This window comes from Serratia sp. G204Y (assembly GCF_051172435.1).
Taxonomy (GTDB): domain Bacteria; phylum Pseudomonadota; class Gammaproteobacteria; order Enterobacterales; family Enterobacteriaceae; genus Serratia; species Serratia sarumanii.
The window spans coordinates 2874234-2895248 of record NZ_JBPIZA010000001.1; the positions used below are offsets into that span (position 1 = coordinate 2874234).

A 21015-nucleotide genomic window follows, 5' to 3' on the forward strand; every position below is an offset into this window, starting at 1 on the left:
AACTTGCCATGCTGTTAGGTTATGGCGCCGGCGTTGCAGGGCTGGTGGCGCTGTTGTTGGCGCTGCTGCTCGCCGGTATCCTGCTCGCCTGGTGGGGCTGGCGCTACGCTTCTGCCCGCTGCGGCCGCCCACGCCCGCCGCTTTCCTGGGGTGGCTATCTGCTGGCCTCGGCGCTGGCGATCTACCCGGTGGCGTTCGTGCTGATGCTGATCGACATCGCCATCCAGGATCTCAAGAGCCAGCGGGCGGAAGAACGCTGGAATCGGCGCAGCTACCTGACGCTCGACGAAGCCAAACCGTTCGGTGAAATCACGCTGACGAAAGGCAGCTGGGTAAACCGGCAGGAACCGCGCCTGCCCGGCACCGAAGACAGCCCCATCACGATGGACGGCGTGACCGCCGTGCGTTTTCCTCGGCCGCAGAGCGTGGCCGGCGTGCCGATCATTGCCTTCGAGGTTTTACCGCCGGTAATGGAGCTGGCGAGCACACACACCTTCACCCGCCCGAGCGGCCAAAGGGTGCGCTGCGAAGCGGGTTGGCTGGTCTCTTTCTCTTTACCGCCGGATAAGCCGGCCCCGCAGTGGGAAGAGTGGCAGGCCGGGCTGCCTGCGGCGGCGTTTCGGCCCAGCGACTGGATCTTTAGGGAGTGCTTCCCCGGCAGCCCGATCGCCGTGCTGACCTTGCACAACGGCGAAGTCAGGGTGCTGCCTTAAGCCTTACGCCGTGGCATTGGGCAAGCGCACGGTCACGCGGTTATTGGCCGTGGGCAGCTGCAGCGGCGTTTCCTGCCAGCTTACTGCGATAACCAAGACCGGCGGCGCCGCTACGCGCGGCGCACGCCCGTCAGGCCCCACGCTGTAGGCATCCCATTCAATCACGAATACGCCGCCGTCTTGCGGCTCGACCCGCTCGACAAAAAAGGTGGTGTCCGAACCGCGCCCGCCCGCCGGTTTGTGCGCGTAGGAGAGCAGGCTGAACCACTCGCCGGCGAAGTAGAGATGGTACAGACCGTCGACGATATGCTCGCCGCGGAACTGGCAGCCGCCGACGCTCAAGCCGTCGCCCGTCGGCGATTCCGCCACGCGTTCGAGATCGCACACCAAGCGATCGGTCGGCCGGTTATCCAGCAACAGCTCATAAGGCGGCGCGTGCAGCAGCGCGGCAGGATCGTCCGCATGGCGCAAATCCGCCGGTAACGTCGAGCGCGCCGCCAGCGCGCGGCCACTGGGCAAGGCGATCTCCAGACGATCCGCCGGATCCTCTGCCCACTGCGGCACCCACAGACCGCGCACCTGACGCAGCGGCGTGACCGCCGCCTGCCGACAGCTCGCCCGCAGCCGCGCCAGCGCCTCGGCGGAACCGGCGGCCAATGCCGCCTGCTCGCGATCGGCCAGCACAGGCAGCGCGTACATCACTCGGGTGGCAGGCTCGTACACCGTCAGCCCCTCACCCTCGCGGCTGCGGGTCGGGATCAGGCGCAACCTGCCGCCGTCCACGTCCTGCGGCGCCGCACAGGCGCCATGCACAATCGCTCCGTCGCGCAGCAGCAGCGTCCAAAAACTGGGGCCGCCCATGCCCAGCTCCCCCACGCCGCCAATCTGCCGGTCGCTGTCGCCGGCGTGCGCCATTTCAATCGGCTGCGAACGCCAGTCGGTCTTGCGCCACTCTGCGGCCTCTTCGGGGTCTTGCTCGCCTTTTGCGGCGTATTTCGCCCATTGCAGCACGGCGAACAGCGCGATGCACAACGCGCCGAAAATCGGGTAATCCCGCCAAATCAACAGCCAACCGACGATCAAAAAGGCCCAGGCGGCCATGGCGATATCCTTTTTCAAGAGCAAACCGCCTGATTCTAGCGCAGGCGGTTAGCGGGGTTGAAGCCTATGCCATGAATAATTAGCCGTTAAATAGAAAGGCAATAATTTCAGCGTTATTTCTGTGACCATGAAGATCACATAAATAACGCTTCACTGAGTGATTTTAACGTAGAAAAGATAACTCTCTGTATCTCAATGCAATATTTAAACCCGTATTAAAATGCAAAGAATTAAAGCGGGAAAAAACCGCAATAATTTGTGCATATTCTAAACATTGACTATGTTTAGACATACTCTTTATATGCAGGTAAACGTACTGAAAAACAAAAAAGCAAGACCCTCAAGATAATTAAACCAACCTCGCGCACCGCGTGGGTGAAACACTATTTACTATAAAAAATTCCGAGGATATTTGATCTCCACGGAACGAGTAACTTTGCGTTTTATCAGGCCAATAGGCTACACACCGCAATTAATATCATTATTAGCATTTCGGAGAGCGACAATGAAAATCGTTACAGGCATTATCCTTACCTCTGTGGCCGCCTTCAGCGGCGCGGCTTACGCGGCCGATGCGCAGCCTACCACCGGCAACGCGGAAGTGACGCTGGAACACGTGCACGCCGTGATGGAAAACGGCAGCCCGGCGCCGCAGCACGACGCCGCCTGCAAAAAAGAACTTTCCATGCCGGAATCGAAATATATGGGCATGAAGGTCAAAACCGATTACACCATCAACAGCAGCACCATGATGATGTCGGCCAAATCGATGTTCCCATCGCCAAACGATAAACAGCCGATGGAACTGACGGTCGATCTCTCCGCGCTAGGCCTGGCGGATGTGTATGCCTTCGGCGCCTTTAAACCGGCCGCGCTGCCGCAGGCGTATATTTATTTCACCATCGACAAGGATTTTAAAAATCCGGTCAGCACCTTTATGGTCATTAACCAAGGCAAGCAATATAACTGCGTGATCTCCAGCTCGAATAAAATGATGAGCGAAGAAATGCGCGGCAAGATGATGAAGAAACAGTAACGGAACGAAAAACGGCGCTTCCCTTAACAGGAAGCGCCGTCAGCAAAGCATTAAATCAGACCAGGATTGTATTTCTGATTGAATTTCTCTTCCGATTGGAACAGATAAATAATGCCTTCGATAAAGCCGACAATCGCCGGGATCCCCGTCCAGCAGAACAGCAGGTAGAACAGCCCCCACCACTTCATCCCTAAGTAAAACTTGTGAATGCCCAGCCCACCCAGGAAGATGGCCAGCAGGGCCGCCGCGAGCTTGTCTTTTCTACTCATAGTGCACTTCTCCTTACTTCTCACCGAACCACCGGCATGTCCAAAAAAGGATGCCGCTCCAGAGAGCGCCGCATCGCAATGCTTACGGAGAAAAACATTCACTCCTGCAAGGCTCAACGGGGGTAATTATAACAGTAATTAATTAAACGGTTGTTTAACCGGCGAAACGGTAGACAAATGGGAGATCGCATTGATTTGACTATGCGCTATCCCTGAGGCATAAGTTATTAACAACGCCATATTTAATCCGCTGCAAAAAAGAGTGACAGGAAAATTGCACTCTCTATTAGCAATCGGAATTTAGTATTTAATTCAATTAATTACCCGATTAACAGCCATCACCCTACCGTACACCAGGGTTCGCCTATTTGAACCAATGGCGTCAAAGCCGGTGTGACAAGTGAGCATCTAATGGGCCAGGCCGCTCAGCCATTACATATTTATCGCCCCTATCGCCCGACGCATCGTCCTTCATACGGCGTTGTATTTCGTCAATCGGTTTACCTCATTTCCATCATTCATTTTGATGTCAACTAAGTCTGCTTTATACAAGCGGCTTTGCCGTCTATCCTGCACAGTGCAGGAGCGGCCATCGCAACTCTCAAATTTTCAATGTCTCAATGACCATTCTTAGGGCGGGGGATACATTGCGATGGGGATAATAAAGAAATAACCCTTCCATTCGCAGGCTGTAACGCTGTAATACCCTGATAAGCGCTCCACGCTCTAAATCATCGGCAACCAACTCGACAGGAACATAGGCCAGCCCCAGGCCCAGCCGCGCGGCTTCTGCCTCCATATAGCTGTCAGATAAGGCCCATTGCCCTTCCGGCCGATGAGTGATTTTTTTATCATCCTGATGGAGTTCCCACTGGTATAGGTTGCCGTCGGCAAGCTGATAGGCGATACAGGGATGTGTCTTTAAATCCGCAGGATTTTGTGGGAAACCGTAACGACGAAAATGTTCAGGAGTCCCCACAATCGCCATCTCCATATCGGGTGTAATACGCACCGCGACCATGCCCTGGCCTACTTCAGGCCCAAGACGGACGCCTGCATCGAATCTTTCCTCGATAATATCGACGAACCGGCTCTCATTCATGAGTTCGAGCCTGATATCAGGATAGCGCTGTTTAAATACCGCAAGCTTTGGCAGCAAGCATTTATCAATCGCGTGCTGGCTGGCATTGATGCGGACCGTGCCGGAAGGGGTCTCACGATAATGCGCCAGTGTCGCAAGCCCAAGATCTAAGGTATCAAATCCGGACTCCGTTTTCTGATAGAGCTGCTCACCCGCTTGCGTCAGCGATAGCTTACGCGTGGTACGCACCAGTAGCTGGACACCTAACCTTTCTTCAAGCTCGCGAACAGAACGGCTTATCCCCGATTGAGCCAGGCCAAGCCTGTGAGCCGCAGCGGTAAAACTGCCTTCCCGTACCACCTGCATAAACAGGTAAAGCTCGTTGTAGTTCTCCCTTTTTGCCATTGATTTACTCCCCCCAAGAATGACGCCAGTCTCAGCATTAATTTATAACAATATGGTATTAATCTTAGCAATTATCTCCCTCTAATCAGCATTAATTCTGCTCACTATAATGAGCCCATCAAAACAAAGCACAGCAGCGTTGTCCGTAGGAAACCTGTCTCTCTATCTTGTTTTTCATGGGGATTTTTATGAAAGCTTTCACCCGAACGCTAAAAACCGCAATGCCTGCCATGCTGTTATTCGCATCATTAAGTGGAGTCACGACAATGAGTTATGCTGATTCAGTCAATCCGAATGCTCCTGTTTCGATGATCGATAAATGGGACAAGACGTTTGCCGAGAGCCAGAAAGTCGATCATCGTAAGGTCTCGTTTCAAAATCGATATGGGATCACCTTAGTGGGCGACCTTTATCTCCCCAAAGATCGTGGCGATCGCAAGCTGGCGGCGATTGCCGTCAGCGGGCCTTTTGGCGCGGTGAAGGAGCAATCCAGCGGCCTGTATGCGCAAACGCTGGCGGAACAGGGATTTGTTACCCTGGCGTTCGACCCTTCTTATACGGGGGAAAGCGGCGGCTATCCGCGTAACGTCGCCTCGCCGGATATCAACACGGAAGATTTCAGCGCGGCGGTAGATTTCTTGGGGCTGCAAAAAGAGGTGGATCGCAACCGTATTGGGCTGCTCGGCATTTGCGGCTGGGGCGGCATGGCGTTAAACGACGCCGCGATGGATACCCGCGTCAAAGCGGTGGCCACCAGCGTGATGTACGACATGAGCCGGGCGATGGGCCATGGCGTAGGTGATGGCAAAGACCGTTATTCGACCGCCGACCGTCGTGCCGTTCTGCAGTATCTGAATGAACAACGCTGGAAGGATGCGGAAAGCGGAACGTTCGCACGAGGTGGCCATGATATTAACGTCGACAGCAATGGCAAGGTCAGCGCGGGTGAGCGCATTCTGCCAGAAACCCTGCCGGCCGATCCGCATCCGGTGCTGAAGGAGTTCTTTGATTACTACCGCATGCCGCGCGGTTTCCACGAACGCTCCGTTAACTCGACCGGGGCGTGGACGGCAACGATGCCGCTGTCGTTTATGAATATGCCGCTGCTGAGCTACGCCAGCGAAATTACTATCCCGACGCTTATCGTGACCGGTGAAAAAGCCCATTCACGCTATTTTGCCGAAGATGCTTATAAGGCGGTCGGCAGTAAAGAAAAAGAGCTGGTGATTGTCCCCGGTGCAAATCATGTGGACCTGTACGACAATGCGGCCGGTAAAATACCTTTCGCTAAGTTCGAACAATTTTTCAAAGCCAATCTGAAATAGCCCCTCTACTGACAACATTAAAAGCCGCCTGTCTACGCGGGTGGCTTTTATTCTGACTTCCGTGAAATCTGACTATGTCTGCACTTAGCCAAACACCATCACCGAATAATCAGCCCGCTTACTGGAGCGGCATTTTTGCCATGACCCTGTGCGTCTTTGTGCTGATTGCATCGGAATTTATGCCCGTCAGCCTGCTTACGCCGATTGCCCGTGATTTAGACGTGACGGAGGGGCTGGCGGGACAGGGAATTGCCATCTCCGGCGCGCTGGCCGTCCTGACCAGCCTGACGCTTTCGACGTTGGCTGGAAATGTGAATCGCAAGTACTTACTGCTGGGGATGACGATTCTGATGGCCGTGTCGGGGCTCGTTATCGCACTGGCTTCCAACTATCTGATGTATATGGCAGGCCGCGCGATGATAGGTATTGCGATCGGTGGATTCTGGTCGATGTCTGCGGCAACGGCAATTCGTCTGGTGCCACAGCATCAGGTTACGCGTGCGCTGGCTATTTTCAACGCCGGCAATGCGCTGGCGACGGTAGTGGCAGCGCCGCTGGGTAGCTATCTTGGAGCGACCATCGGATGGCGAGGCGCTTTCTTGTGCCTGGTCCCCGTCGCGGCCGCGGCCTTTATCTGGCAGTGCGTGAGTCTGCCGGGTATGAACGGCAATAATAACCCTGCGTCACGCGGATCCGTATTGCGCCTGTTCAGTCGCCCTGTTGTCTCCATTGGCATGCTGGCTTGTGGCCTGTTCTTTATGGGGCAGTTTGCGTTATTTACCTATGTGCGTCCGTTTCTGGAGTTGGTGACGCGGGTTGATTTCTCTGGCTTGTCGCTAATTTTACTGGTTATCGGTGTGGCCGGTTTTATTGGCACGCTGGTTGTCCCGGCATTCCTCAATAGGAAATTCTATCTAACGCTGATGGCCATTCCTGGGCTGATGGCTGTCATTGCCATCGCCCTGATTCTTGCCGGGCATCACGTTTGGGCTGTCTCGTTGCTGTTAGGCCTCTGGGGCATGCTGGCAACCGCCGCGCCAACGGGATGGTGGACATGGATTACACGCACGCTGCCCGAGGATGCGGAAGCCGGAGGCGGCCTGATGGTTGCGGTGATTCAGCTCTCGATTGCCCTTGGTTCAACGGCAGGTGGCATGATGTTTGACAGCCTGGGATGGCGAAGTACTTTTGGCTTGAGTGGCTTATTACTTCTTGGTGCGGTAGCGATGGCGTTTCTTACGTCCCGTCAAAATAGCAATACGTACTAGCGTAATCAGTTTGTTCAAACGAGCTCTCAGCCATGGCAGTGAAAGCTAGCCGAAATGGCGAATAACAATTCAAGACCGAATAGAAGTACGCGCGCGCCGGATTTTACCGGACAATAAACCAATCGATTCATTGTAATTCAAAGCGTTTGGGGATAATTAAGGATGTGGTAGGAAGAGAGTATGGTGCCGATAATAGGAGTCGAACCTACGACCTTCGCATTACGAATGCGCTGCTCTACCAACTGAGCTATATCGGCATCGAACCGGGCCTGCGGGGCAAGCCGGAAGTGCGTTGAACAAGGTAGACCTGCGCGCGAAATGAGTCAATAGCCGCCGGGGCGTTTGGTTGTTTTGCAAGCAGTGATACTGCCGTGCCCCCAAAAACACTCAGGGCGCAGCACGCTGCGCCCTGACGTCTTTATGACCGCAATCCGGCCTTAGCTGCGCACCAGATCGTCGCCGTAGCCGATCCACTTGTAGGTGGTCAGCGCGTCCAGGCCCATCGGGCCGCGGGCGTGCAGTTTCTGGGTGCTCACCGCCACTTCCGCGCCCAGGCCAAACTGGCCGCCGTCGGTGAAGCGGGTGCTGGCGTTGACGTACACCGCCGAAGAGTCCACCGCGCGCACGAAGTGCTCGGCGCTGCTCAGCGAACGGGTGAGGATCGCGTCGGAGTGGTTGGTGCCGTGGGTGCGGATGTGGTCGATGGCCTGATCGATATCGTCCACCAGCAACACGTTCAGATCCAGCGACAGCCATTCGTCGTCGTAATCCTCCGCGTTCACCGGCACCACCGTCGCCGGGCTGCCCTGCAGCAGCGGCAGCGCGTTTTCCGCCGCGTGCAGCGTCACGCCCGCCGCCGCCATTTTAGCGCTCAGCGCCGGCAGGAACTCGGCGGCGATGCTGCGGTTCACCAGCAGCGTTTCTAGCGAGTTACAGGCGCTCGGGCGCTGGATCTTGGCGTTTTCAATCACCGTCAGCGCCTTGTCGAAATCGACGTCGGCATCCACGTAGGTGTGGCACACGCCGATGCCGCCGGTGATCACCGGGATGGTCGATTGCTCGCGGCACAGCTTGTGCAGGCCGGCGCCGCCGCGCGGGATCAGCATGTCGACATAGCGATCCAGGCGTAGCAGCTCGTTCACCAGCGCGCGATCCGGGCTGTCGATCGCCTGTACCGCCGCCGCCGGCAGGCCGCACTGTTCCAGCGCCTGCTGGATCACTTTCACCGTCGCCTGGTTGGTGTTATGCGTCTCTTTACCGCCGCGCAGGATCACCGCGTTGCCGGTTTTCAGGCACAGGCTGGCGACGTCGATGGTGACGTTGGGCCGCGCCTCGTAAATCACGCCGATCACGCCGAGCGGCACCCGGCGGCGCTCCAGCTTCAGCCCGCTGTCCAGCAGGTTGCCGTCCAGCACGTGGCCGACCGGGTCGTTCAGGCGGCACACCTGGCGCACGTCGTTGGCGATCGCCGCCAGCCGCGCCGGGGTCAGCAGCAGGCGATCGAGCAGCGCTTCGCTCATGCCGGTGGCGCGCGCCTGCGCCATATCTTGTTCGTTCGCCAGCAGGATCGCTTCGCTGTTGGCCTCCAGCCTGTCGGCCATCACCGACAGCACCTGATTCTTCTTCGCCGTGCTCAGCACCGCCAGCTGCCAGGAGGCCTGCTTGGCGGCCTTTCCCATCTGCTCCAGCATGCTCACTCCTTAACTGACAATCATATCGTCGCGGTGCACTGCCACCGGACCGTATTCATAACCGAGGATTTCGCTGATTTCCTGCGAGTGGTGCCCGGCGATCATGCGCATCGCGTCGCTGTTGTAGCGGCTGACGCCGTGCGCCAGATCGCGCCCCGCCAGGTTGCGGATGCGGATCACTTCGCCGCGCGAGAAGTCACCCTTCACGTCGCGGATGCCCTTCGGCAGCAGCGAACTGCCGCGTGCCATCATCGCTTCCACCGCGCCATCGTCGACGGTGATCTCGCCGGCCGGCGGCGCGCCAAAGATCCAGCGCTTGCGGTTTTCCAGCGGGGTTTCCAGCGCGTGGAAACGGGTGCCCACCGGTTTGCCTTCGATCACGTCCGCCACCACGCCCGGTTTGCTGCCCGCGGCGATCACCACGTCGATGCCGGCGCGGCAGGCCACGTCGGCCGCCTGCAGCTTGGTGCCCATGCCGCCGGTGCCCAGGCCGGAGACGCTGTCGCCGGCGATGGCGCGCAGCGCGTCGTCGATGCCGTGCACTTCACGGATCAGTTCGGCCTGCGGGTTGTTGCGCGGATCGGCGGTGTAGAGGCCCTGCTGATCGGTCAGCAGCAGCAGTTTGTCGGCCCCGGCCAGAATGGCCGCCAGCGCCGACAGGTTATCGTTGTCGCCCACCTTGATTTCGGCGGTGGCGACGGCGTCGTTCTCATTGATTACCGGCACGATGCGGTTGTCCAGCAGCGCCGTCATGGTATCGCGCGCGTTGAGGAAGCGCTCGCGGTCTTCCAGATCGGCGCGCGTCAGCAGCATCTGCCCGACGTGGATGCCGTAAATGGAGAACAGCTGTTCCCACAGCTGGATCAGCCGGCTCTGCCCCACCGCCGCCAGCAGCTGCTTGGAAGCGATAGTAGCGGGCAGCTCGGGGTAGCCCAGGTGTTCGCGCCCGGCGGCGATGGCGCCGGAGGTGACGATGACGATGCGGTGGCCCGCGGCGTGTTGCTGCGCGCACTGGCGCACCAATTCGACGATGTGGGCGCGGTTCAGACGCAGCGATCCGCCGGTCAACACGCTGGTGCCCAATTTCACAACCAATGTCTGGCTGCCGTTCATAGTATTTCTGCCGTGTGTAATGATGAGAAGAAGAGTGCAAAGGTCTTTGTAACAGGAGAGACGCGTTATGCCAACAGGCACAACGCGAAATCAGCACAATACGTGGTCAAACGGGGTCAGGCGGAGAGTTTGATCAGTTTTTCTTTGAAATCGTCGGCGGGTTCCAGCCCCAGTTCCATGGTCGCCAGCAGCTCGCCCAGGCGGCGATGGAAGTCGCGCAGGGTGTCTTCCAGCTTGGCGTTCACTTCATCATCCTTAATGTTTTGCGCCGTCCAGTCGCCTTCTTTGTCGAACAGGCCGAATTGGTACGAATAGGTGAAGCGCGCCTCTTCCGCCTGCAGCTCCATCCACCAGCCCCAGAACTCGCGCTTCTCCGGAGCGGGCTTTACATTGACGCAGACAGCCAAACAATCAAAGAAAAAACGGTCGTTTTCACATTGCCCTTCACGCAGGTACGGCCCCAAGCTGGCAAAACGTTTCATTAGTCGGCTTTTAGGGTGACCACTCGGTAACGTCATTCTCTAACCTCCTCAATGTAGACCACTCTTTTTAACAAACTGTTAAAATTTAGCAACTAATTAACGCATTTTGTCCTTCAGCCAGCCGGACATTTGCAGCAACGCCCGGTGGAAACTGTCGTAAACCGGGGTGCGCGGGATGGCGACCAGCTTGCCGCTCACCGAGGAGGTGACAATCAGCTGCGACTCCTCTTTCGGGCTGAGCGTATCGCGCTCCCAGTAGCCGGAGATCATCGGCGTCGGGCAGCGGCGCCCCAGCAGCCCCTGCATTTTCAGCGAGTAGCTGTTCAGCTCCACCTTCAGCACGTTGTCGGAGGCGTTGGCCATGCCCATGCGGCTGGCCAGCACGTCCATATACATGTCCGGTACGTTCAGCTGGGTGCTGCTGTCGCACAGCAGGCGATGCACCACCGGCCCCAGGCAGGCTACGCCGCGCAGCCGCTGCGGCTCCAGGTAGGCCAGCCGCACCGCCACGTTGGCGCCGAAGCGGAAGCCGAAGGCACTCACCCGCTGATGATCCACCCACGGCACCGAGGCCAGCTGGATCAGCACCTGCTGGTGAAGGTAGCTGGAATCCTGCGTCAGCTTCCATTTGCAGGAGGAGCCGATCGACGGCATGTCGAGCGTCAGCATGGCGATGCCGTGCGGCGCCAGGTAGTCGCGGAACAGGCGATGATAGTCGGTCTGCAGCGTATCGAGGCTGCCGCACATCAGCACCGTCGGGAACGGCGCTTCACCCTTCTCCGGCATGTGCAGGAAGCCGGTGACGCTGGCGCCGCCTTCGATGCGGAACTCCAGCTCTTTCAGTTGGTACGGCAGCAGCAGCGCCGCCTCTTCGTACGCGCGGTTGGCGAGCATCTCTGCCTGTTCGGCCAGCTCGTCGCCCTTCAGGTGCGGGTAACCGGCGATGCTGTACAGGCTCGCGGCCTTCAGCCAGTATTGGCCGCCGAGCAGCGGATCCTGCTGCTCCGTCGCCCGCTGCTGCCACTGCATGCCCTGATGGATCCACTCGTAGATCCAGTTGCCGTTGCGGTAGCCCACCACGGTATCCAGCCGCTGCGGATTGCTGCGTTCGGCGTCCGAGGCGGCGATGCGCGCCAGCACTTCGTGGATTTCGATCGGGCTGACGCCACGCCAGGCCCACAGCAGCGGATTCAGCATGCGGTACCAGCTGCCGGTGGTGTCACCTTCCAATGCGGAATGCATGGCGGCGCTCACATTGTTGCGCGCGCGCAGCACCAGCGTCGAGGTTTCAGGGTGTTTGAATTTGGGCTTGAAAAGAATTTCAGAAAGGTTGGCCTGTGCCATGGTAACAACAGCCTCCGTAAATCTGGCGATAGGCCGCAAAAGGCCTACTTAACTGGAGGTAGTGTACCTAACTCTGGCGGGAGAAACCAAAATAACGCAAACGCCCGGCATAACCGGGCGTTTGCTTGGAACTGGCTGGGCTTAGCGGCCGCCGATCGGTGGAACGAAGCTGACGCCCATATCCCACGGCTGTTCGATCCAGGTGTCCTGCGGGATGTCGACCACGTAGTCGTCCACCAGCGGACGGCCCGCCGGTTTGGCGAAGATGGTGACGAAATGCGCTTTCGGGTACATATCGCGGATCGCTTTCGCGGTGCCGCCGGTATCCACCAAATCATCCACCACGATGAAACCTTCACCGTCGCCTTCGGCGCGCTTGAGCACTTTCATTTCGCGTTGGTTGTCATGGTCGTAGCTGGAAATGCAGACGGTATCCACATGGCGGATGCCCAGTTCGCGCGCCAGCAGAGCCGCCGGCACCAGGCCGCCGCGGCTTACGGCAATGATGCCCGTCCATTTGGCGGCAGGCAGCAGGCGGTGCGCCAGCTTGCGTGCGTGCATTTGCAGCATATCCCAGGTAACAACGTATTTTTCGCTCATAGAATCGTGTCCCAGCCGGCTGGTGAAGCGGCTTACTTTATAGTTCAGGGGAAAAAAGGTTGCGCGAGATTATAGAGACTGGCCGCGTTGAATTCCAGTTGTACCGAGGAAAACCTCGCGATTTCCGCCGTGCGGCTTTTCGGTGATTGATGCTGAAAAAGCGAACGTTCCCGCAGCGAAGCCGTGTGATCAAGCGCTTAAACCGCACAATACGGTGCGCGCACCGCCGGAAATAAAGTGATATTCTCTGGTGATCGTGCCACGACGCACAGATACCCGCTCACCTTAACCGCGCGGCACGCCCGTCCTGTCGGAGCCTGCCGTCACAGGAGACTTATAGTGTCTGAATTGTCTCAGCTTTCGCCACAGCCGCTGTGGGATATTTTCGCCAAGATCTGTTCTATCCCGCACCCTTCTTATCATGAAGAAGCGCTGGCGCAGCACATCCTCACCTGGGCCAAAGAAAAGAACCTGCACGCCGAGCGCGATCGGGTCGGCAATATCCTGCTGCGCAAGCCGGCCACCAAAGGCATGGAAAATCGCAAGCCGGTCGCGCTGCAGGCGCACCTGGACATGGTGCCGCAAAAGAATAACGACACCGTGCACGATTTTGCCAAGGATCCGATCCAGCCTTATATCGCCGGCGAGTGGGTGAAAGCGCGCGGCACCACGCTGGGCGCCGACAACGGCATCGGCATGGCCTCCGCCCTGGCGGTGCTGGCCGACGACAGCGTTGAGCACGGCCCGCTGGAAGTGCTGCTGACCATGACCGAAGAGGCCGGCATGGACGGCGCCTTCGGGCTGCAGCCGAACTGGCTGCAGGCGGACATCCTGATCAATACCGATTCCGAAGAGGAAGGCGAAATCTACATGGGTTGCGCCGGCGGTATCGACTTCATCACTACTCTGCCGCTGCAGCGCGAAGCGGTGCCGGCCGGTTATCAAACCCTGAAGCTGACCCTCAAGGGCCTGAAAGGCGGCCACTCCGGCGCCGAGATCCACGTCGGGCTGGGCAACGCCAACAAACTGCTGGCGCGCTTCCTGTTCGCCCATGCGACGGCGCTGAACCTGCGCGTGCTGGATCTGAACGGCGGCACCCTGCGCAACGCCATCCCGCGTGAAGCCTCTGCGGTGGTTGCAGTGCCGGCGGACAAGGCCGACGTGCTGAAAGCCCTGAGCCAGGAGTTCCTGGCGGTGCTGCAGAACGAACTCTCCGCCAAAGAGAAGAACATCACCGTGCTGCTGGAGCCGACCACCAGCGCTTCGCAGGCGCTGAGCGCCGACAGCCAGCAGCGTTTCCTGGCGCTGCTGAACGGCACGCCGAACGGCGTGATCCGCATGAGCGACGCGGTAAAAGGCGTGGTGGAAACCTCGCTGAACGTCGGCGTGGTCACCACCAGCGAAAACGAAGCGGAAATCATCTGCCTGATCCGCTCCCTGATCGACAGCGGCAAAGATTACGTGGTCGAGATGCTGACCGCGCTGGGCCAGCTGGCCGGCGCCAAGGTGGCGCCGAAGGGCGGCTACCCGGGCTGGCAGCCGGATGCCGATTCGCCGGTGATGCACCTGGTGCGCGAGCTGTATCAGGAGCTGTTCGACAAGACGCCGAACATCATGGTGATCCACGCCGGCCTGGAATGCGGTCTGTTCAAAAAACCGTATCCAAACATGGACATGGTATCGATCGGGCCAACCATCACCGGCCCGCACTCGCCGGATGAGCAGGTGCATATCGAAAGCGTCGGTCTGTACTGGAAGCTGCTGACCTCGCTGCTGAAAGCGATCCCTGAGCGCGCATAAGCCGCGCGCTTAACGCAAAAAGCCGGCGACTTGCCGGCTTTTTTATTCCCAAGGCAGCGCCAGCTGCCGCTCCAACTGCGGATCGAGCAGCGTCACGTGCAGCCCCACCAGCCGCACGCCGCGCCCTTCGCGCCGCTCGCGCCACGCCTGCCGCGCCACCTCCAGCAAATCCTGCTGGTTCAGCACCGGGAACACGTGCTCCTGGGTGGTTTGCTGAAAATCCTGAAACTTCAGCTTCACGCCCTGCCGGGCGATGTGCAGATCCGGCTTCACCTTGCGCAGCCGCATCTCCAGCTCGGGATAGAGTTTGTCGATAATCAGCGTTTCGCAATCTTCCCAGTCGTGAATGTCTTCCGCCAGCGTGCGCTCCACCCCCACCGATTTGCGCAGCCGCTCAGGAGAGATTTCGCGCCGATCGATGCCCTGACACCGCTCCCACAGCACCCGGCCGAACTTGCCGAAGCGCTTGAGCAGCTGCGCCAAATCGTATTGCTGCACGTCGGCGCAGGTGATAAGCCCCACCTCTTCCAGGCGCTTGGCGGTCACCTTGCCGACGCCGGGGATCTTGCTGAGCGGCAGCTGTTGCAAAAACGCCGGCACCTGCGCCGGCGTGATCACGTACTGCCCGTTCGGCTTGTTCATCTCGGAGGCGATTTTGGCGAGAAACTTGATAGGCGCGACGCCAGCCGACGCGGTGAGGTTCAGCTCGTCGGCGATCGCCTGGCGGATCTCCTGGGCGATCAGCGTCGCCGAACCGTTGCATTGCGGGCTGTCGGTCACGTCGAGGTAGGCCTCGTCGAGCGACAGCGGCTCGATCAGCGGGGTATAGCGGGCGAAGATTTCACGGATATGCAGCGAGGCCTCTTTGTAAGCCGCTATGCGCCCCGGCAGCAGGGTGAGGTGCGGGCACAGCTTGAGCGCCATCGCCGTGGACATGGCGCTGTGCACGCCGTAGCGCCGCGCCGGGTAGTTGGCGGTACTGATCACCCCGCGCCGATCGGCGCTGCCGCCAATCGCCAGCGGGATATCGCGCAGGCTGGGATCGTCGCGCATTTCCACCGCCGCGAAGAAACAGTCCATATCGACATGAATGATTTTACGCATCGCACCCTCCAGTAACACTGTATAAGTATACAGTCAGATACCGAAAGCTCAAGGCCGCAGGGTTCGACGAAAGCGCCGTTTCCACCAGATATTTCCGCGTTGTTAAAAAAGCTTAATTTTTCAATAGTATGATTTCCGCCATCCCGTGCGGCTCACCACAACGACAACGAAAAGGTACCCTACATGATCAGATTTTCTCATTTGCTGCTGGCTTCCGCGCTGTCGCTGAGCGCGCTGGCGGCCAGCGCCGCCGCCGGTCACGCGCCGGCGATCGTCGCCCACCGCGGCGGCACCGCCGATGCGCCGGAAAACACCCGCATCGCCATCGAAACCGCGTTGAAAAACGGCGCCGACGCCATCTGGATCACCCTGCAAGAATCCAAAGACGGCGTCATCGTGCTGTATCGCCCTTCGGATCTGAAAACGTTGACCAACCGACAGGGCCCGGTCTCTGCCTATACCGCCGCGCAGCTGGCCGAGATCGACGCCGGCTGGGCTTTCGCCAAGGGGGATGCGCACCCGTTCCGCGGCCAGGGCCTCGGCATTCCGCGGCTGGATGAGGTGTTGAAGGCCTTTCCGCGCGTGACTTTCTATCTGGACATCAAATCCCCGGACGCCGATCCGGCGCAGTTTGGCCGGGCGCTGCTGGCGACGCTGGAAAGCACCGACAGCCTGAACCGCATCCGCGTCTACTCCACCGACGCCAAATACCTGCAGGCGCTGCCGCCGGCCATCCCGCGCTTCGAAAGCCGCGACGAGACCCGCACGCTGCTGGCCAACGTCACCATGGCGCACCAGTGCGACGTCAAACCGGACAACCGCCAGCCGCGCTGGTACGGGCTGGAGCTGAAGCGCGAGGTGGAAGTGGTGGAGAGATATACCCTCGGCGAAGGACGTTCGAAGGCATTTCTCACCTGGGATAAAGAGTCGATGGACTGTTTCCGCTCGCAGGGCCCGGCGCACATCATCCTGTTCGGCGTCAACTCGCCGCAGGATTATCAGCAGGCGCTGGCGCTGGGCGCCGACGGCGTGATGGTCAACTCACCGGCCGAGGCAAAAAGCTTCCGCAAGGCGAAGTAAATCATCGGCCAAGGGCATAAGGCGGTTCGACAAACCCACCTTATGCCCCCGGCTTTAAACATCCGTTAGTGAGCAGGAACCACCTGGATGATGCCATTTTCATTGCGTACACTAAACCCTGCCCCAAATAGCCGGGCAGCAGGCTCAATACCTTTACTTCGTTTATCCCGCGACAACAGCGTCACCGATACCCCGTAAGACTTCCCGTCTTCGAATTTATAGTTATCGTCGGGAATACACGTAGCCGCGGTGACCGCAGGCATCTCGTTATCCGCGAAGTTCTTGCCGAAGATAGCGTTGGCGTTGCCGATTTCTTCGATAATGACGCCGGCCAACCGCTCGTCCCCTTCCGGTTGAACCCGCACGCAAACGTGGTTATCAACCACAGTGACGCTGGCCGCGTAGTTCTTTGGCCTCGGATCGTTCATGTGCATACAGCCGGCGAGCAGCAAAGTCAGCATTCCAGCCAAAATAATGCGGTTCATCCTGTTACCTCTGCTTAAAAAACTGAGAAAGCGCATATTCGTATTTTCTGGCGATCGTTTTATCCGTTACACCCTGAAAATTGACGCCATTGTTAATCGCCCCCAGCCAGATAGTGTAACCATACTTCTTCAGGAACCAATAATCAGCGATGATTGAAGCCTGCTGTTCCATAGAGTAGTTATGCAACAGCTGTTTACCATCGAGTCGATATTTGTATTCAGCAGCCCAACTCAATAGCCCTCGGATTCTCACCCACATGCCTTTTTGATGCTGCCAGACATGGCTCATTTCGTGGATAAATACATGCTGGAAACCTGCGGCGGCCGTGGAAAAGTCAGCCTTATACAAAGCTTGTCTAAACCAGATTTCTCCGTTGGGCGCCATGGCCGTTCTGCTGGCTTGCAATCCAAACGGCAGATAGCTATCGCAGTGGACATACACCTTCTCATAGAAAACTGAACGGCCAAACACCGAACGGGCCAAATTAATTTCACCCACCGTTAACGCCCGTTTTATCCTTTCTTGTTGTTGTCCCATCCTGGAACTCCCTGAATCCAAAAGAAACCTAATAAGACGATATTTTAACCAACCGAGTCAATAGACTAACCTGCTGAGAATTATCAGGAAGATCCGAATGATTCTACAATGAGAGATGTATCAACCTTACGATTTAATCCTGAGCAAGATTAAAGATTACGATGGGCGTTTTAGCGATTTCTTTAAATCAAAAGAAGTCTGGTTCTGGCAGGTGATATGAAACGGATAGCAGCAATTATTGCCGGTGCGATAATAGGTATCGGCCTCATGCTCCTGGCTTTTCCCTTTCTCTCAGACTGGATTATTGGCCACGTTGAGGGCGAGGATCAGATGTCGGCTAACTTCGAGTTGCTGGCGATTGGCTTAGTGTTGTGCTGTTTCGTGGGAGGTTCACTCGGCAACTTGACCTATTCAAAATCAAATACCTCCCCCAAATAAAAAAACCCGGCCAAGGCCGGGTTTTCGCTACAGCTACAGAATGCGGTGCTTGTCCAACTGCTCGCGCCGCTGCGCCGCTTTGGCTTCGCGCTTTTTACGCGCATCGCAAGGTTCCGGGCAGTCGCAGACTTTCTCCATCCCCAATGCGGTGATGCCGCCGCAGCTGCCCTGCAGGCTTTTACGTTTGAACACGTAGCCCAGCGACATCCCACAGACGATCAGCAGGAACAACACGAAGGTGGCGGCGAATACCGTCAGCATAGCAACCTCACGAACTCTTTTTCAGGTAGGGTTTGAACGCGTCCGAATAACGCTCCTCAAACCCGTCGGCGGTTTTCACGATCATGAACACCGGGATACCGAGCAGATTGGCCAGCGCCAGGCCGCGCTCCGGCCCCATCACGTTCAGGCCGGTGGACAGGCCGTCGGCGGTCATACAGGTCGGGCTCAGTACGGTGATCGACACCAGGCGGTGGTTGATCGGCCGGCCGGTGATCGGATCGATGGTGTGCGAATAGCGCACCCCGTCCTGCTCGAAGTAGTTGCGATAGTCACCCGAGGTGGCGATCGACATCTCCCCTGGCTGGATCACCAACTGCGCCTGCTGCTGCGCACCGGCGGTCGGGCGCTCGATGGCGATGCGCCACGGCTTTTGCTCGCCGTTGCGCCCGCGGGTGCGGACTTCACCGCCGATATCCACCATGTAATTTTGCACGTGTTGCGATTGCAGATACTCCGCCACCACGTCCACGCCGTATCCTTTGGCGATCGACGACAGGTCGACATACAGCTCGGGGATGCTTTTCACCAGCGCGCTGCCCTGCACCGCCAGTTTGTCGGCACCGGTCCAGGCGCGGCGGTGCGCCAGCTCCGCCTCGCTCGGCACTTTATCCGGCCGCCCTTCCGGGCCGAAGCCCCACAGATTGACCAGCGGCCCTACGGTCACGTCCAGCGCGCCATCGGTCACGCGGTTGATGCGCAGCGCTTCGCGCACCACCTCGGCGGTCGCCGGCGAAACCGGGAACGGCCGGTCAATGTCGCGGCTGGCGTTGAAGCGGCTCAGCTCGGAGTCCGGCCGGTAGGTGGACATCTGGTCGTTCACCTGCTCCAGCCGTTTGTCGATCTCCGCCTGCATCTCGCGCGCCGACGGCGTATCGTCGCCGGCCACGTAACGGATCGAATACGAGGTGCCCATGGTTTTACCCGTCAGATCCACCTGCTCCGGCCCGCAGCCGGTCAGCAGCAGGGTGGCGCTCAGCGCCACGCCCGTCAGCCAGTTCTTCATCGCCAATGCGCGCATTTAGCCACCAAAGTCATCCAGCATGATGTTCTCGTCTTCGACGCCCAGATCTTTGAGCATCTTGATCACCGCGGCGTTCATCATCGGCGGCCCGCACATGTAAAACTCGCAGTCCTCCGGCGCCGGGTGATTCCTCAGATAGTTCTCCAGCAGAACATTATGGATAAAGCCGGTGTAACCGGTCCAGTTATCTTCCGGCTGCGGATCCGACAGCGCCACGTGCCAGGTGAAGTTGTCGTTCTCCGCCTGCAGCTGGTTGAAGTCGTCTTCATAGAACATCTCGCGCAGCGAACGCGCGCCGTACCAGAAGGTGATCTTGCGCTTCGAGTTCAGGCGTTTGAGCTGATCGAAGATGTGCGAACGCATCGGCGCCATGCCCGCGCCGCCGCCGATGAAGATCATTTCGGCGTCGGTCTCCTTGGCGAAGAATTCGCCGAACGGCCCGGAGATGGTCACCTTGTCACCCGGCTTCAGCGACCAGATATAGGAAGACATGATGCCCGGCGGCACGTCCGGGTTGTTCGGCGGCGGCGTGGCGATACGCACGTTGAGCATGATGATGCCCTTCTCTTCCGGGTAGTTGGCCATCGAGTAGGCGCGCACCGTGGTGTCGTTCACCGTCGAGCGGTAGCGGAACAGGTTGAACTTGTCCCAGTCGCCGCGATACTCCTGCGGCACGTCGAAGTCGGCGTAGCTGATGTCGTGCGCCGGGGCTTCGATCTGGATGAAGCCGCCCGCGCGGAACGGCACGTCTTCACCATCCGGGATCTTCAGCTTCAGCTCTTTGATAAAGGTAGCTTTGTTATCGTTGGAGATAACCTCGCACTCCCATTTCTTCACGCCGAAGATCTCTTCCGGCAGCTCGATCTTCAGGTTCTGCTTCACGTTCACCTGGCACGCCAGGCGGCAACCCTCTTTCGCTTCGCGCTTGTTGATGTGCGAGAGCTCGGTCGGCAGGATATCGCCGCCGCCCTCTTTGATCACCACCCGGCACTGGCCGCAGGAACCGCCGCCGCCGCAGGCCGAGGAGACGAAGATCCCCTGGCTGGAGAGCACGTTGAGCAGCTTGTCGCCCGCCGGCGCATGGAAGCTCTTATCCAAATCGCCGTTGATCTCCACCGCGATGTCGCCGGTGTTCACCAGCTTCGATTTGGCGAACAGGATCAGCAACACCAGCACCATCACGATGGTGGTGAACATTGCTACGCCTAAAATAATTTCCATAAATTCTTCCCGCCTTTACAACTGAACACCGGAGAAGGACATGAAGCCCAGCGCCATCAGTCCGGTGGTGATAAAGGTAATGCCCAGGCCGCGCAGTCCCGCCGGCACGTTGGCATACTTGAGTTTCTCGCGGATCCCCGCCATGGCGACGATCGCCAGCATCCAGCCGGTGCCGGAGCCGAAGCCGTACACCACCGATTCGGCGAAGTTGTAGTCGCGCTGCACCATGAAGGACACGCCGCCGAAGATGGCGCAGTTCACGGTGATGAGCGGCAGGAAGATGCCGAGCGCGTTATACAGCGATGGGAAGAAGCGATCGAGGATCATCTCCAAAATCTGCACCAGCGCCGCGATCACGCCGATAAAGGTGATGAAGTTGAGGAAGCTCAGATCGACGCCTTCCACCAGCGCGCCGTCGCGCAGGATCAGGTTGTAGACCAGGTTGTTCACCGGCACCGAAATGCCGAGCACGATGGTCACCGCGATGCCCAGGCCAAAGGCGGTCGAGACCTTCTTCGAGACCGCCAGGAAGGTACACATCCCGAGGAAGAACGCCAGCGCCATGTTCTCGACGAACACCGCGCGCACAAACAGGCTGATATAGTGTTCCATCGGCCT

The 21015-nt window shown here is 58.5% G+C and carries 22 protein-coding genes and 1 tRNA gene; 7 read left to right on the forward strand and 16 right to left on the reverse strand.

Annotated features, from left to right (window positions below; translation table 11 throughout):
• Positions 1-8 precede the first annotated feature (8 nt).
• A complete protein-coding gene (locus tag ACSBQQ_RS14160) occupies positions 9-713 on the forward strand; it encodes a hypothetical protein (RefSeq protein WP_060429217.1) in 705 nt (234 codons plus the stop codon).
• Between the two features lie 3 nt (positions 714-716).
• Here the strand turns inward: ACSBQQ_RS14160 and ACSBQQ_RS14165 are convergent, their stop codons facing one another.
• Complete coding sequence (locus tag ACSBQQ_RS14165; protein WP_230200349.1) at positions 717-1832, reverse strand: hypothetical protein; 1116 nt, start codon at positions 1830-1832, stop codon at positions 717-719.
• A gap of 487 nt (positions 1833-2319) precedes the next feature.
• Here ACSBQQ_RS14165 and ACSBQQ_RS14170 point away from each other — a divergent pair, with 487 nt between their 5' ends.
• Complete coding sequence (locus ACSBQQ_RS14170; RefSeq protein ID WP_039567038.1) at positions 2320-2850, forward strand: hypothetical protein; 531 nt, start codon at positions 2320-2322, stop codon at positions 2848-2850.
• Positions 2851-2900: 50 nt separating this feature from the next.
• Here the strand turns inward: ACSBQQ_RS14170 and ACSBQQ_RS14175 are convergent, their stop codons facing one another.
• Together ACSBQQ_RS14175 and ACSBQQ_RS14180 are read right to left on the reverse strand one after the other, a co-directional pair.
• Positions 2901-3119 carry a TM2 domain-containing protein gene (locus ACSBQQ_RS14175; RefSeq protein ID WP_015376761.1) on the reverse strand — a complete coding sequence of 73 codons (219 nt, stop codon included), beginning with the start codon at positions 3117-3119 and terminating at the stop codon, positions 2901-2903.
• Positions 3120-3720: 601 nt separating this feature from the next.
• Positions 3721-4605, reverse strand: a complete 885-nt coding sequence (locus tag ACSBQQ_RS14180; protein WP_039567039.1) for a LysR family transcriptional regulator — start codon at positions 4603-4605, stop codon at positions 3721-3723.
• Between the two features lie 188 nt (positions 4606-4793).
• Here ACSBQQ_RS14180 and ACSBQQ_RS14185 point away from each other — a divergent pair, with 188 nt between their 5' ends.
• Together ACSBQQ_RS14185 and ACSBQQ_RS14190 are read left to right on the forward strand one after the other, a co-directional pair.
• Positions 4794-5930, forward strand: a complete 1137-nt coding sequence (locus ACSBQQ_RS14185; protein ID WP_033647518.1) for an alpha/beta hydrolase — start codon at positions 4794-4796, stop codon at positions 5928-5930.
• Positions 5931-6070: 140 nt separating this feature from the next.
• The gene (locus ACSBQQ_RS14190) at positions 6071-7198 is read left to right on the forward strand and encodes an MFS transporter (RefSeq protein WP_033647408.1); all 1128 of its coding nucleotides are present in this window, start codon (positions 6071-6073) and stop codon (positions 7196-7198) included.
• A gap of 181 nt (positions 7199-7379) precedes the next feature.
• Here the strand turns inward: ACSBQQ_RS14190 and ACSBQQ_RS14195 are convergent.
• The 6 genes from ACSBQQ_RS14195 to gpt form a co-directional block, all read right to left on the reverse strand.
• Positions 7380-7455: transfer RNA gene (locus ACSBQQ_RS14195), tRNA-Thr, on the reverse strand.
• A gap of 180 nt (positions 7456-7635) precedes the next feature.
• A complete protein-coding gene (proA, locus tag ACSBQQ_RS14200) occupies positions 7636-8889 on the reverse strand; it encodes a glutamate-5-semialdehyde dehydrogenase (RefSeq protein ID WP_033649937.1) in 1254 nt (417 codons plus the stop codon).
• Between the two features lie 9 nt (positions 8890-8898).
• Positions 8899-10002, reverse strand: coding sequence for a glutamate 5-kinase (gene proB / locus ACSBQQ_RS14205; RefSeq protein ID WP_033637217.1), 1104 nt, complete (start codon positions 10000-10002; stop codon positions 8899-8901).
• A 116-nt stretch (positions 10003-10118) separates the two neighbouring features.
• Complete coding sequence (gene crl, locus ACSBQQ_RS14210) at positions 10119-10520, reverse strand: sigma factor-binding protein Crl (protein WP_004930258.1); 402 nt, start codon at positions 10518-10520, stop codon at positions 10119-10121.
• 60 nt (positions 10521-10580) lie between these two features.
• Positions 10581-11828 carry an esterase FrsA gene (frsA, locus tag ACSBQQ_RS14215; protein WP_033649936.1) on the reverse strand — a complete coding sequence of 416 codons (1248 nt, stop codon included), beginning with the start codon at positions 11826-11828 and terminating at the stop codon, positions 10581-10583.
• A 141-nt stretch (positions 11829-11969) separates the two neighbouring features.
• The gene (gene gpt / locus ACSBQQ_RS14220) at positions 11970-12428 is read right to left on the reverse strand and encodes a xanthine phosphoribosyltransferase (RefSeq protein ID WP_060429219.1); all 459 of its coding nucleotides are present in this window, start codon (positions 12426-12428) and stop codon (positions 11970-11972) included.
• A 339-nt stretch (positions 12429-12767) separates the two neighbouring features.
• Here gpt and pepD point away from each other — a divergent pair, with 339 nt between their 5' ends.
• Positions 12768-14228 (forward strand): beta-Ala-His dipeptidase, encoded by a 1461-nt coding sequence (gene pepD, locus ACSBQQ_RS14225; RefSeq protein ID WP_060429221.1) that lies wholly within the window; start codon positions 12768-12770, stop codon positions 14226-14228.
• 42 nt (positions 14229-14270) lie between these two features.
• On the opposite strand, the gene dinB is transcribed toward pepD, so the two are convergent.
• Entirely contained in the window at positions 14271-15332 is a 1062-nt protein-coding gene (dinB, locus tag ACSBQQ_RS14230; protein ID WP_060429223.1) for a DNA polymerase IV, read from the reverse strand.
• Positions 15333-15515: 183 nt separating this feature from the next.
• Here dinB and ACSBQQ_RS14235 point away from each other — a divergent pair, with 183 nt between their 5' ends.
• On the forward strand, positions 15516-16412 hold the full coding sequence (locus tag ACSBQQ_RS14235) for a glycerophosphodiester phosphodiesterase family protein (RefSeq protein ID WP_060429225.1): 897 nt from the start codon (positions 15516-15518) through the stop codon (positions 16410-16412).
• Positions 16413-16477: 65 nt separating this feature from the next.
• Here ACSBQQ_RS14235 and ACSBQQ_RS14240 read toward each other — a convergent pair whose 3' ends face one another.
• Together ACSBQQ_RS14240 and ACSBQQ_RS14245 are read right to left on the reverse strand one after the other, a co-directional pair.
• Positions 16478-16897 carry a putative T6SS immunity periplasmic lipoprotein gene (locus ACSBQQ_RS14240; RefSeq protein WP_033649932.1) on the reverse strand — a complete coding sequence of 140 codons (420 nt, stop codon included), beginning with the start codon at positions 16895-16897 and terminating at the stop codon, positions 16478-16480.
• A gap of 4 nt (positions 16898-16901) precedes the next feature.
• A complete protein-coding gene (locus ACSBQQ_RS14245) occupies positions 16902-17435 on the reverse strand; it encodes a hypothetical protein (protein ID WP_033649931.1) in 534 nt (177 codons plus the stop codon).
• Between the two features lie 216 nt (positions 17436-17651).
• Between ACSBQQ_RS14245 and ACSBQQ_RS14250 the strand changes: the two genes are divergently transcribed.
• The gene (locus ACSBQQ_RS14250) at positions 17652-17873 is read left to right on the forward strand and encodes a hypothetical protein (RefSeq protein ID WP_033649930.1); all 222 of its coding nucleotides are present in this window, start codon (positions 17652-17654) and stop codon (positions 17871-17873) included.
• Between the two features lie 33 nt (positions 17874-17906).
• Here the strand turns inward: ACSBQQ_RS14250 and nqrM are convergent, their stop codons facing one another.
• The 4 genes from nqrM to nqrE are packed head-to-tail and all read right to left on the reverse strand — an operon-like array spanning position 17907 to position 21009.
• On the reverse strand, positions 17907-18134 hold the full coding sequence (gene nqrM / locus ACSBQQ_RS14255; RefSeq protein WP_060429227.1) for a (Na+)-NQR maturation NqrM: 228 nt from the start codon (positions 18132-18134) through the stop codon (positions 17907-17909).
• A gap of 7 nt (positions 18135-18141) precedes the next feature.
• Positions 18142-19173, reverse strand: a complete 1032-nt coding sequence (locus tag ACSBQQ_RS14260) for an FAD:protein FMN transferase (protein WP_060426278.1) — start codon at positions 19171-19173, stop codon at positions 18142-18144.
• On the reverse strand, positions 19174-20397 hold the full coding sequence (gene nqrF / locus ACSBQQ_RS14265) for an NADH:ubiquinone reductase (Na(+)-transporting) subunit F (protein WP_039567058.1): 1224 nt from the start codon (positions 20395-20397) through the stop codon (positions 19174-19176).
• A 15-nt stretch (positions 20398-20412) separates the two neighbouring features.
• The gene (gene nqrE / locus ACSBQQ_RS14270) at positions 20413-21009 is read right to left on the reverse strand and encodes an NADH:ubiquinone reductase (Na(+)-transporting) subunit E (RefSeq protein ID WP_004930235.1); all 597 of its coding nucleotides are present in this window, start codon (positions 21007-21009) and stop codon (positions 20413-20415) included.
• Between the last annotated feature and the right edge of the window lie 6 nt (positions 21010-21015).